Genomic DNA, 11610 nt, shown 5'->3' with positions numbered 1-11610 from the left:
ACGGCCGGTCGGACGCGCCGGACCGTCCAGACGTACCGCCCGGACGTACCGCCCGGACGTACCGCTCAGACGACCTGGTGCAGCCACCGCACCGGCGCGCCCTCGCCCGCGTACCGGAACGGCTCCAGTTCGTCGTCCCAGGGCTTGCCGAGCAGCTTGGCGAGCTCGGCCTCCAGGACGCTCTCGCCGCGCTGCGAGCGGGCCAGCGCGGCGCGCAGCCGGTCCTCGGGGATGAGGATGTCGCCGTGGATGCCGGTGACGGCGTGGAAGATGCCGAGTTCGGGCGTGGCGCTGTAGCGCTCGCCCTCGGCCGTCGCGCAGGGCTCCGCGGTGACCTCGAAGCGCAGCAGATCCCAGCCGCGCAGCGCGGAGGCGAGCTTGGAGGCGGTGCCCACCGAGCCCTGCCAGGAGAATTCGGATCTCCAGGTGCCCGGCGCCGCGGGCTGCCTGATCCAGTCGAGGCTCACACGCGCACCGAGCACGCCCGCGACAGCCCACTCGACGTGTGGGCACAGCGCGCGCGGTGCGGAGTGCACGTACAGAACTCCACGTGTCGTCACCGGGACCTCCAGTGTGGGTCGAGGTTCGCCTTCCCCAGCGGCCTCGCGCCCGTGCCGAGCGATTTTCCCAAAGACTAGAGAAAACTAGAAAAAGGGGACAGATGTGACGTGATGTAATTTAGCGGAACCAATGCAGCGGGGCGCCACCGGGTGGATCACCCGCCCTGTCGCCGCCGTCCCAGCAGTGGCCCGGCAGCTACGGGCCGAGGCTACCGTGCGGCGGCGCAAGGAGTGTGACGTACCGTCGGTCCGAAGGCCAGGAATCCCCGACCATTCACCCGGCGGGGCGCAACCCCGGCCACGCGCACGACGTCACGTTGAACGACAGAGGGTTGAACGACAGAGGAGGAGCAGGGGATGCGGAACCGCAGGCACCGCTCACGTGCCGTCGTCGCTCTCGCGACGGCGGCCCTTCTCGGTACGGGGGCCCTCACCGCGTGCGACGCGCAGGGCGGCGCCTCAGGGGCCCCGGGCGGACCCTCGGCCCGCAAGCCCTCCCCCAAGCCCAGTCCGGCCTGGGACACCTCACCCCGCTCCCTGGCCGCGGTCGGCGACTCCATCACCCGCGGCTTCGACGCCTGTTCGGTGCTCTCCGACTGCCCCGAGGCGTCCTGGGCCACCGGCTCGGACGCCGAGATCAAGAGCCTGGCGACCCGGCTGCTCGGAGAGGAGCGGGCCGCCACGCACAGTTGGAACCACGCGAAGACCGGCGCCCGCATGGCCGACCTGCCCGCGCAGGTCGAACAGGCCGCCGCCGAGCGGCCGGAGCTGGTGACGGTGATGGCGGGCGCCAACGACGCCTGCCGCACGACGGCCGCATCGATGACGCCCGTCGCCGACTTCCGCACCTCCTTCGAGGAGGCCATGCGCACGCTGCGCCGCGAGCTGCCGAAGGCGCAGGTGTACGTGGCGTCCGTACCGGATCTCAAGCGGCTCTGGTCCCAGGGGCGCGGCAATCCGCTGGGCAAGCAGATCTGGAAGCTGGGCATCTGCTCCTCGATGCTGGCCGACCCGGACGACCTGGGCGCCGAGGCGGCGCAGCGGCGGGAGTCGGTGCAGGACCGGGTGGTGGCGTACAACACCGTCCTGAAGGACGTGTGCGCCAAGGACCAGCGGTGCCGGTACGACGGCGGGGCGGTCTTCGACTACCGCTTCGACGGCGCGCAGTTGAGCCACTGGGACTGGTTCCACCCCAGCAGGGACGGCCAGTCGAGGCTCGCCGAGATCGCCTACCGGCAGGTGACGTCGCGCGAGCCCGTGGCCTAGCGGGCGCCGTCCGAAGGGCCTCCCCGGCCGGGGAGTGACGGCCCGGCGTAGGGTCGCGATCATGCGCAGTGAACTCTTCGGGACGCTTCCCGACGGCACGCCCGTCCACCGCTGGACGCTGGAGCGGGGTCCCGTGCGGGTGCGGATCCTCACCTACGGCGGGATCGTGCAGTCCGTGGAGGTCCCCGACCGGTCGGGGCGGGTGGCACCGGTGGCGCTGGGCTTCGCGGACATCGAGGGGTATCTGGGGCATCCCGGGCCGTACTTCGGGGCGCTGGTGGGGCGGTACGCGAACCGGATCGCGGGCGGCACCTTCGTCCTCGACGGACGCACGCACCACCTGGCCCGGAACAACGGCCCCAACGCCCTGCACGGCGGCGACCGCGGCTTCGACAAGCGGGTGTGGGAGGCGGCGCCCGCGGGTGAGCACGGGGTGCGGCTCTCACGGGTCTCCCCCGACGGCGAGGAGGGCTATCCCGGGCGGCTCGCGGTGTCGGCGACGTACGCGCTGGACGAGGCGGGCGCGCTGCGGATCGCGTACGAGGCGACGGCCGACGCGCCCACCGTCGTGAACCTCACCAGCCACACGTACTGGAACCTCGCGGGCGCGGGCACCGGCAGCGCGCTGGGGCACGAGGTGCGCATCGCCGGTTCGCGGATCACCCCGGTGGACGGCGACGGGATTCCGACCGGGGAGTACGAGGACGTCACCGGGACGCGGTTCGACTTCCGCCGGGCGCGGCGGGCCGGACCCGCCTTCGACCACAACTACGTGCTGGACAAGGGCGTCACGGCGGAGCCGGTCGAGGTGGCCGAGCTGAGCGACCCGGCGTCCGGGCGGGTCCTGACCGTCGCGACGACGGAGCCGGGCCTCCAGCTCTACACGGCGGACCACTTCGCCGCGGACCTGCCGTTCGTGCCGGGCGGCGGGATCGCCCTGGAGACGCAGCACTTCCCCGACTCCCCGAACCGGCCGCGCTTTCCCTCCACGGTGCTGCGGCCGGGCGGGGTGTACGTGTCCCAGACGGTGTACGGCTTCTCGGTGCGGTGAGCCGCCGCCCGCCGGTGCGGTGGCCCTCCGCCTCTCCTGAGAGCGCGCCCGCGCGTCGGACGGCGAGCGTCTCCGTCAGACGGCAGGCGCCCCGTCAGACGGCGAGCGTCTCCGTCAGGCGGCGGTCCGTGAGCGAGCGGCCCGCCTCGATCTCGTACCTGCCGCTCCGGTACGTCCAGGAGCCGGTGGTCTCGTCCCACGTCTCGAAGGCGCGGCGCGGGAGTTCGACGGTCACCTCCACGCTCTCGCCGGGTGCCGCCTCGACGCCGGCGAACCCGGCCAGCCTGCGGGCCGGGCGGTCGGTGGCGTCGGCGTCGGCGGGCGCCAGGTAGACCTGGACGACCTCGCGGCCCGTGCGCGCACCGGAGTTGCGGACGCGGACCGTGACGGCGGTGCCCTCGACGGTCATCGACTCGTACGTCCAGTCGGTGTAGCCGAGGCCGTGCCCGAAGGCGTACGACGGGGTGGCGCCGGCCTTCTCCCAGGCGGGGTAGCCGATGAACACGCCCTCGTCGTAGGCGAGTTCGCCGTCCTTGGGGGTGACCCTGGTGACGGGTGCCGCCGCGAGGTCGCCCCAGGTGGTGGGGAGCCGGCCGCCGGGCTCCTCGGCGCCGAGCAGCACGTCGGCGAGGGCGGCGCCGCCCTCCTGGCCGGGGAACCAGCCGAGCAGCACCGCGGCGACGTCGTCGCGCCACGGCAGCTCGACCGGGGAGCCGGAGTTGACGACGACCACGGTGTTCGGGTTGGCGGCGGCCACCGCGCGGACCAGGTCGTCCTGGCGGCCCGGCAGCCGGAGGTCCTGGCGGTCGAAGCCCTCGGACTCGACGCGTTCGGTGGTGGCGACGACCACGACGGCGGTGTCGGCGCCGCGCGCGGCCTCGACGGCCTCGGCGATCAGCTCCTCGGCGCCGCGCCGCGGGCCGAGGTGGACGAGGGAGAACATGACGCCGGGCAGCGGGGTGGCCCCGTCCTTGTCCAGGTGGTGGCGCAGGGAGACCTCGACGGGCTCGCCCGCGGTGAGGGCCACGGTGCCGCGCTCGACCGGTGAGCCGAAGAACGCCTCGAAGGGGTCGGCCTCGGAGCCCATGGGCTGAACACCGTCGTAGAGGACCCGGCCGCCGACACGGAGCGTGAAGGTGCCGAGGCCCCGCGTGCCGAAGGAGTGATCGCCGCTCTCGCGGGGCGTGAACGTGCCGATGACCTCGATGCTCGCCATGGCCTCGTGGGTGACGCCCGCGGGCAGGTCGTCGCCGATCCACTGCACCTGGCCGGTGGGGAGACCGCCCTCGCCGAGCACGGCTCCCCCGGCGTCGCGGCAGACCGCGCGGAGCTCGAACCCCTTGTCGGCGGGGGTGAGTTCGTCGCTGGGGTCGGCCCCGACGACGTACGTGAGCGTGCCCTCGGGGAGGGCGGCGGTCAGGCCGTCGAGCGGGGAGACGACACGGGCGGGGAAGACGGTGGCGGACCCGCCGCCGAGGACGCGGGCGTCGCGGGCGGCGGCGCCGATGAGGGCGACGGTCCCCGCGGGGTTCAGCGGCAGGACGCGGCCGGCCCTGCCGTGCGAGGAGTCGCGTATGTCATCGCGGACGTCGTCGCGGACGCGGGCATTGCGTACGAGGACGAAGGAGCGGCGGGCGACCTCGCGGGCCAGGGCCTCGCCGTCGATCCGGGCGGGCAGGTCCTCGGGGCGGACGGCGGGCTCGGCGCCTTCGAGGACGCCGACGCGGGCGGCGAGGCGCAGGACGTTGCGGACGGCCTCGTCGACGCTCTCCTCGGTGACCTGGCCGGCGCGGACGGCGGCGGCCAGCGGCTCGCCGTACACGGTCGCCGGGCCCGGCATGGCGATGTCGAGGCCGCCCTCGATGTCGCGGACGGTGGAGCGGGCGGCCATCCAGTCCGAGACGTTGGCGCCGTCGAAGCCCCACTCGCCGCGCAGCACCTCGTTGACGAGGTGGCTGTGCTCGGTCATCGTCACGCCGTTGACCTGGTTGTAGGCGGTCATGATGCCCCAGGGGCGGGCGTTGGCGACGATCGCCTCGAAGGGCGCCAGGTACAGCTCGCGCAGGGCGCGCGGGGCGACCTTGTTGTCGACGGTGAAACGGTCGGTCTCGGCGTCGTTGGCGACGAAGTGCTTGACGGTCGTGCCGACGCCGCCGGACTGGACGCCCCGGACGTAGCCCGTGCCGATGACGCCGGTCAGGTACGGGTCCTCGCTGTAGGCCTCGAAGTGGCGGCCGCCCAGCGGGGAGCGGTGGAGGTTGACGGTGGGCGCGAGCAGGACGTGCACGCCCTTGCGGCGGGCCTCCTGGGCGAGCAGCGCGCCGGCGCGGTGGGCCAGGTCCTGGTCCCAGGTGGCGGCGAGCGCGGTCGGGGAGGGCAGGGCGACGGAGGGGTCGTCGGCGGTCCAGCGGACACCGCGCACCCCGACGGGCCCGTCGGACATCACGAGGGGTGCGAGGCCGATCTCCGGCAGGGCGTGCAGCTCCCACATGGTGCGGCCGCCGAGCAGCCGGGCCTTGGCGTCGAGGTCGAGCTTGCCGAGCGCGGCCTCGACGGCCGCCTCCCCGGCCCGGTCGCCGTCCGCCCGCGTGACCTCGGTGGGCTTGCTTGCCGCCATGGCGGTGCCTCCTCGTTGAGTCCGGTCCGGCCCGGTGCACCCGGCCGTCCGTACCGGTCGGCCGAGCCGTCGCCTCCATCCTGCACCCGCTCCCTGTAGCCCGGTAGCTTTTGTTATCTTCCCGTAACCTTAAGATGCCGTACGGTCCTCCGAGCAGGGATTCCGGGAAGGGGTGCGGGGATGGCGGCCAGGGCCAGGAGCGAGGAGCGGCGCGCGGAGATCCTCCGGGCGGCGTTCGAGGTCATCGCCGAGCGCGGCTACCGGGGCGCGAGCCTCGGCGCGGTCGCCGAGCGGGTCGGGCTCACCCAGCAGGGGCTGCTGCACTACTTCCCCACCAAGGAGGCCCTGCTGGTCGCCGTCCTTGAGGCCCGCGACCAGTGGGACGCGGTGCCGCGCGGCCAGTGGCGGCTCGATCTGCTCGGCTCGCTCGTCGAGTACAACGCGATGCGCCCCGGCATCGTGCAGACCTTCTCCGCCCTCCTCGGCGAGAGCGTCACGGACGAGCACCCGGCCCGCGCCTTCTTCTCCGGGCGGTACGAGGCGGTGCGCGCGAGCTTCGCGACGGTGCTGCGCGCCGAGTACGGCGACCGGCTGCCGTCCGGCCTCACTCCGGAGGCGGCGGCTCCGCTGATGACGGCCGTGATGGACGGCTTGCAGTACCAGTGGCTGCTCGACCCCGAATCGGTGGACATGCCGGGGGCGTTCAGGGATTTCGTGACGCTGCTGGGGGCCGGGCCCGGCGACGGTTCAGGCCGTGGCTCCGGCGACGGCGGCCACGACCTCGACCTCGATTAGCGCCTCGGGGCGGAAGAGGCGCGGCACCTCCATGGTCATGCTGGTGGGCGGGGTGCCGGTGAGGAACTCCCGGCGCACGGCGGCGTACGCGGGGAGTGCGTCGATGTCCGTCATGAACGTACGGATGTTGATCACGTCGGCGAGCGTCGCGCCGTGGGCCTTCAGGAGGGCGTCGAGCGTCTCGAAGACGCCCCGGGACTGCGCGGCGACGTCGTCGCCCTCGGCTATCTGCCCGGAGACGTACAACAGGACTCCCCCGTCGTCCAGTTGGACGCGGGCGACCTGGGAGTAGGGGCCGAGGGGCCGGGGCGCGGTTGCCGGGTTGTCGAGGGTGATACGCATGGCTGCGTACTCCTTTCAGGTCTGTGCGGGGCAGGACTCGGGCCTGCGGAGGTCAGGACTCGGGCCTGTGCGGGTCAGGGCGTGCGGTGGGCGCGGATGTGGGCGACGGCGTGGGCGATGTCCTCGTGGACGACGTCCTGATCGGCGGCGGCCGCCTCGAAATGGCCGGACACCGCCTCCATGACCGGCAGTCGGGCCGCGCGCGTGGCCAGCCCGACGTCCTTGACGGCGAGGTCGCTGCCGAAGTGCACGTCGGCGGCGAAGGCGCGGGCCACCGCTCCGGCGAGCGGTCCCGCGGCGAGGGCGGCCTTGGCGGTGTCCTCGTCCAGGCCGAGGGCGTCGGCGAGCCTCATGGCCTCGGCGACGAGGGCCACGCCGCCGATGACGGCGGTGTTGACGACGAGCTTGAGCGCGGCGGCCGAGCCGAGGGGGCCGGTGCGGGTGACGGGGCCGAAGCGGGCGAGGACGTGCTCGACGCCCGCCGCGTCGCCGCCCGCGAGGATGCCGAGGCGGCCCGCCGCGGCCTTGTCGGTGCTGCCCATGACGGGGGCGTCGACGAGGGTGACGCCGTCGGGCACCCGCTTGCCGAGCTCGTCCACGACATCGGGGCCGACGGTCGACATCTCCACCCAGTACGTGCCGTCGCGCAGCGCGGGCACGACGGCGTCGGCGACCGCGCGCACCGCGTCGGGGCCGGCGAGCATCGTGATGACGACGTCGGCGTCGCGCACGGCGTCGGCGGGGCCCGCGGCGAGCGTGGCGCCCGCCGCGACGAGGGGGTCCGCCTTCGCCGCGGTGCGGTTCCAGACGGTCAAGGGGTGCCCGGCGGACAGCAGTTGACGGGCCATGGGCTCGCCCATGTGGCCGATTCCGAGGAATGCGATCTTCTCCATGCGTCCGACGCTAGGCCCGGCGCAGAAATGCGACAAGCGAATCTCTAGCATGTGAGCCATGCCGAACCCGCATGCCACGCACCTGGCGGACCCCCTGCCCCCCGACCTCTCGACCGTCTGGCTCCGGACCTTCCTCGACGTGGCCCGGCACGGGTCGTTCACGGTGGCGGCGCGCGAGCTGGGGTGGACGCAGTCCGCCGTCTCGCGGCAGATCGCCGCGCTGGAGGCGGCGTTGGGCGGCGCGCCGCTCTTCGACCGGCTGCCGCGCGGGGTGCGGCCCACCGCGCACGGCCGTGCGCTGCTGCCGCACGCGACGGACCTCATGTCCCGACTGGGCGCGCTGGGGCGGGAGCTGACGGCACTGCGGGAGGCCACGGGCGGGCTGCTGCGGGTGGGGGCGTTCGCGACGGCCGACGCGGGGCTCGTGCCGCGGGCGATCGCGGGGTTCCGCGCGACGCACCCCGGCGTGACCCTCGTGCGCGAGGAGGGCCTGACGCCCGCGCTGCTGGCTCGCGTCGAGGACGGCGGGCTCGACCTGGCCGTGGTCTCGACGACGGGCGGCGCGCTGCCCGGCGACACGTACGAGCTGCACCACCTCCTGGACGAGCAGCTCTACGTCGCGCTGCCCACGGGACACCCGCTGGCCCGCGAGGCCGGGCTGCGGCTGCCCCGACTGGCCGGGGAGGACTGGATATCCGGCAGCCCCCGCGTCGAGGGAACCCTGCTCGACGCGGCGCTCCGCCACGGCTTCCGCCCGCGCGTCGCGCACGTCGTCGCGGAGTGGACGGCGAAGCAGGGGTACGTCGCCGCGGGGCTCGGCGTGACACTGGTCCCCGCGCTCGCGGCGGAGTCCGTACGCCCGGACATCACCCTCGTCCCCCTCCGGGACGAGGCCGCCCCGGCCCGCGCGGTGTACGCGGCCACACCACGGGGCCACGCGGCGCCGCCCGCGGTGACGCCGTTCCTGGACGCCCTGCGGGCGGCGTGCGGGGCCGGGTGACCGGAGGGGCGGTCCCATTCCTCAGCAACACCAGCAACACCTCGGACAAGCTGAGCACCCACACCTCGGACAAGCTGTGCACCCGCACCTCAGGCAAGATGCGCACCCGCACCTCAGACAAGCTGAGCACCAGCACCTCGGACAAGCAGGCACCCGCACCTCAGACAACCGACAGCCCCGGCAGAGCGGCAACCCGACGCCCCGGCACCCGACAAGGAGCCCCCACATGTCCACCACCCCAGGAAAGATGCACGCCGGCGAAGCCGACATCGACGAAGTGCTCGTGCGTCGGCTGGTCGAGGGGCAGTTCCCGGCGTGGGCCGGGCTTTCCGTCGCGCTCGTGGGGAACGCCGGGACCTCCAACGCCATGTACCGGCTCGGGTCGGACATGGTGGTGAGGCTGCCGCGGCTCGCGGGGGCGGTCGAGGATGTGGCGCGGGAGCACCGGTGGCTGGTCCGGCTCGCGGCGGCCCTGCCCGTTCCCGTGCCGGTGCCGCTCGCCACGGGCGGACCGGGCGAGGGCTACCCGTACCCGTGGTCCGTCTTCCGGTGGCTCGACGGCGAGACGCCCGTCGCGGGGCGGGCCCTCGCCGAACCCGCCCTGTTCGCCGAGGACATGGCCGGGTTCATCAACGCCCTGCGCGCGGTCGACCCGGCCGGCGCACCCGCCGCCTACCGCGGCGAACCGCTCGCCTCGCGCGACGCCGGCACGCGTGCGGCGATCGCCGCACTGCGCGGGGTCGTCGACGGCGCCGCCGTCACCGCCGTCTGGGACGCCGCGCTGCGTGCCGCCGCGTGGCAGGGCCCCGGCGTCTGGGTGCACGGGGACCTGCAGCCGGGGAACGTCCTGGTCGACGGGGGCCGCCTCAGCGCCGTCATCGACTTCGAGTGCATGGGCACGGCCGACCCCGCCGTCGACCTGATCGCCGCGTGGTACCTGATGGACGCCGGGTCCCGCGCCGCCTTCCGCACCGCGCTCGGCCCCGCCACGGACGACGCCATGTGGGCGCGCGGGCGGGGCTGGGCCCTGTCCATCGCCCTCGACGAACTCTCGTACTACCGGGAGACGAACCCGAGGATGGCCACGACGGCCCGGCACGTCATCGGCCAACTGACCGATGGGGAGGGCGATTTGGGGTGACCGGGCGGGCCCTCCGCGCGCAGGCGCCCCGCGTCACACCGCCGAGACCAGCAGGTGCGCCGCCAGCGCCGTGATCAGCGCGCTCGACGCCAGTGCCGTGCACAGCCTGCCCCCGTCGCTCGTCAGCGTCCGGCCGAGCAGCGCGCCGCCGCCCGCGAGGAGCAGTTGCCAGCTCGCCGACGCCACGAAGGCGGCCAGCGCGAACACCGCCTGTTCCGGGTGCGTCAGCGAGGCCGTGGCGGGGCCGCCGAGGACGAGGGCGGCGAAGTAGACGACCGTGGCGGGGTTCAGGAGCGTGACGCCGAGCAGGGCCGCGTACGCGCGGGCCGCGCCGGGCGGGGTGCCGGTGCGGTCGGCGGTCCCGGCCCGCCCACGGTATGTGCGCACCGCCACCACCGCGCCCCGCGCCGCCAGCGCCAGGAGCACCAGGACCGAGGCCCAGCGCAGGGGTACGACGGCCGGTGCGACGAGGCGGCTGAGCGAGGCGCCGCCGACCGCGGCGGCGAGGGCGTAGAGGCCGTCGGCGGTCGCGACGCCGAGGGCGGCGCAGGCGCCGGTGCGCAGCGAGGTCCGCGCGGTGAGGGCCACGAGGTAGGTCCCGACGGATCCGACGGGCATGGCGATGCCGTACCCGGCGAGGAGCCCCGCGACCAGGACCGCGCTCATGCGCGCGCGGGCATCGGCCTTCGCGGTCGGCCGGTCTGCTGCTGACCCCGCACCGAAGGGACGGCGGGGACGGTCAGCGGCAGGGCGGCGGGCGCCGGGGTCGCGGTCATGGGCGAAGCCTCGCGGGAGCGCGGCGGGGGCGGCAACCGATTTACGCCGGCGGGGCGTTCGCCGGACTCCACGTGAACCGGGCACCCGCCGGACCCCATCCCCTACGCCACCAGCCCCTCCGCGTACCTCCGCACAATCCCCCGCGCCGTCTCCGGCGTGTGGTGTCCCACCAGGACCTGGGCCGTGAGGCCGTCCGTCAGGGCGAGGAGGGTGTGGGACTCGGCCGTCGGGTCGAGGCCGGGGCGCAGCTCGCCGGTGTCCTGGCCGTAGCCGATCAGCCAGACCAGCAGTTCGTGCAGTTTCGTGTACGTCTCGCGCAGCACCGACGCCAGGGGCGCGCTCACCGCCGCGTGGGCCACGAAGGCCCCCCAGACCTGCGCCTCGGTGCGGTCCTCCGGTTCCACCAGGGCGAGCGCGGACAGGGTGCGTTCCAGCAGGGTCACGGCCGACTTCGGGGTGTCCGAGGCCTCGATGCGGGCCCTGGCCCGGTCGCCGACCCTTCGCGAGATGCCCTCCAGGGCGAACAGCAGCATCTCGTCCTTGGTGCGGAAGCAGCGCTGGACCGCGCCCATGGACACCTCGGCCTCGGCGGCGACGTCGCGGAGGCTGACGGATTCCATTCCGGAGCGGGCGATCAGGACGCAGACCGCTTCGGCGATGCGGTTGCGGCGGTCCTCGTAGTCGACCTGCCTGGGCACGTGGGGTGGCTCCTTCCAGGGGCGTCGGGCGGGGCGTGAACATTTCGATGCGGTTGCATCGTAACCCCATCCCATGCATGATCTGATGCGACCGCATCGGAAAAACGGCGCGGTCGTTCCGGGATCCGGCGCGGTCGCGCCACAAGAAACCGGCGCCGCGCACACGGCGCCTCGTTCGGGGAGATACACACATGGCGACGCAGACCAAGACGTCCTCCGAGGGCTTGCTCGCGCTCTTCGGTTTCATCCTGCTCGTGCAGGGCTTCGGCTCCGCGATCACCGAGTCCGGGTGGGACACCCGCTTCGGCGTCTCCGCACTGCTGCGGGAGGCCGGCGCGCCCGGCTGGACGGACCTGGCGATCGGGGCGCTCGGCTGCGTGCTGCTCGCGGCGGCCGCCCGGGGCCGGATGCGACGTAACGCGTCGTAGCGCTCACCCCTGCCGTCCCGCGATACTTCCGCCACCTCACCG

At 74.2% G+C, this 11610-nt stretch carries 12 protein-coding genes; 6 read left to right on the top strand and 6 right to left on the bottom strand.

Annotation, left to right across the window (positions count from 1 at the left end):
• Positions 1–65: 65 nt before the first annotated feature.
• The gene (locus AB0L89_RS02620) at positions 66–560 is read right to left on the bottom strand and encodes a DUF3145 domain-containing protein (protein ID WP_365133045.1); all 495 of its coding nucleotides are present in this window, start codon (positions 558–560) and stop codon (positions 66–68) included.
• A 357-nt stretch (positions 561–917) separates the two neighbouring features.
• On the opposite strand from AB0L89_RS02620, the gene AB0L89_RS02615 reads away from it, so the two are divergent.
• Both AB0L89_RS02615 and AB0L89_RS02610 read left to right on the top strand, forming a co-directional pair.
• Positions 918–1826, top strand: a complete 909-nt coding sequence (locus tag AB0L89_RS02615) for an SGNH/GDSL hydrolase family protein (RefSeq protein ID WP_365133042.1) — start codon at positions 918–920, stop codon at positions 1824–1826.
• A 61-nt stretch (positions 1827–1887) separates the two neighbouring features.
• Complete coding sequence (locus AB0L89_RS02610) at positions 1888–2877, top strand: aldose epimerase family protein (protein ID WP_365133039.1); 990 nt, start codon at positions 1888–1890, stop codon at positions 2875–2877.
• Positions 2878–2971: 94 nt separating this feature from the next.
• Here the strand turns inward: AB0L89_RS02610 and AB0L89_RS02605 are convergent, their stop codons facing one another.
• Positions 2972–5494, bottom strand: coding sequence for a glycoside hydrolase family 3 C-terminal domain-containing protein (locus tag AB0L89_RS02605; protein ID WP_365133036.1), 2523 nt, complete (start codon positions 5492–5494; stop codon positions 2972–2974).
• Between the two features lie 180 nt (positions 5495–5674).
• Here AB0L89_RS02605 and AB0L89_RS02600 point away from each other — a divergent pair, with 180 nt between their 5' ends.
• On the top strand, positions 5675–6289 hold the full coding sequence (locus AB0L89_RS02600) for a TetR/AcrR family transcriptional regulator (protein WP_365133033.1): 615 nt from the start codon (positions 5675–5677) through the stop codon (positions 6287–6289).
• Here the strand turns inward: AB0L89_RS02600 and AB0L89_RS02595 are convergent.
• Together AB0L89_RS02595 and AB0L89_RS02590 are read right to left on the bottom strand one after the other, a co-directional pair.
• On the bottom strand, positions 6242–6631 hold the full coding sequence (locus AB0L89_RS02595; RefSeq protein ID WP_365133030.1) for a RidA family protein: 390 nt from the start codon (positions 6629–6631) through the stop codon (positions 6242–6244). The two genes, AB0L89_RS02600 and AB0L89_RS02595, sit on opposite strands and share 48 nt — an antisense overlap.
• Positions 6632–6705: 74 nt before the next feature.
• The gene (locus tag AB0L89_RS02590) at positions 6706–7524 is read right to left on the bottom strand and encodes an NAD(P)-dependent oxidoreductase (RefSeq protein WP_365133027.1); all 819 of its coding nucleotides are present in this window, start codon (positions 7522–7524) and stop codon (positions 6706–6708) included.
• 58 nt (positions 7525–7582) lie between these two features.
• Here AB0L89_RS02590 and AB0L89_RS02585 point away from each other — a divergent pair, with 58 nt between their 5' ends.
• Positions 7583–8524 carry a LysR family transcriptional regulator gene (locus AB0L89_RS02585; protein ID WP_365133024.1) on the top strand — a complete coding sequence of 314 codons (942 nt, stop codon included), beginning with the start codon at positions 7583–7585 and terminating at the stop codon, positions 8522–8524.
• 226 nt (positions 8525–8750) lie between these two features.
• Positions 8751–9665 carry an aminoglycoside phosphotransferase family protein gene (locus tag AB0L89_RS02580; RefSeq protein ID WP_365133021.1) on the top strand — a complete coding sequence of 305 codons (915 nt, stop codon included), beginning with the start codon at positions 8751–8753 and terminating at the stop codon, positions 9663–9665.
• A gap of 33 nt (positions 9666–9698) precedes the next feature.
• Here AB0L89_RS02580 and AB0L89_RS02575 read toward each other — a convergent pair whose 3' ends face one another.
• Together AB0L89_RS02575 and AB0L89_RS02570 are read right to left on the bottom strand one after the other, a co-directional pair.
• Positions 9699–10331 carry a LysE family transporter gene (locus AB0L89_RS02575; protein WP_365133018.1) on the bottom strand — a complete coding sequence of 211 codons (633 nt, stop codon included), beginning with the start codon at positions 10329–10331 and terminating at the stop codon, positions 9699–9701.
• Positions 10332–10543: 212 nt separating this feature from the next.
• Positions 10544–11140, bottom strand: coding sequence for a TetR family transcriptional regulator C-terminal domain-containing protein (locus tag AB0L89_RS02570; RefSeq protein ID WP_365133015.1), 597 nt, complete (start codon positions 11138–11140; stop codon positions 10544–10546).
• Between the two features lie 191 nt (positions 11141–11331).
• On the opposite strand from AB0L89_RS02570, the gene AB0L89_RS02565 reads away from it, so the two are divergent.
• Positions 11332–11568 (top strand): hypothetical protein, encoded by a 237-nt coding sequence (locus AB0L89_RS02565; protein WP_365133012.1) that lies wholly within the window; start codon positions 11332–11334, stop codon positions 11566–11568.
• Positions 11569–11610: the final 42 nt, after the last annotated feature.

It is taken from the genome of Streptomyces sp. NPDC052114, from assembly GCF_040680155.1.
GTDB lineage: Bacteria > Actinomycetota > Actinomycetes > Streptomycetales > Streptomycetaceae > Streptomyces.
Note: the sequence above shows the minus strand (reverse complement) of the source record. Positions and strands in the feature narration are given on the sequence as shown.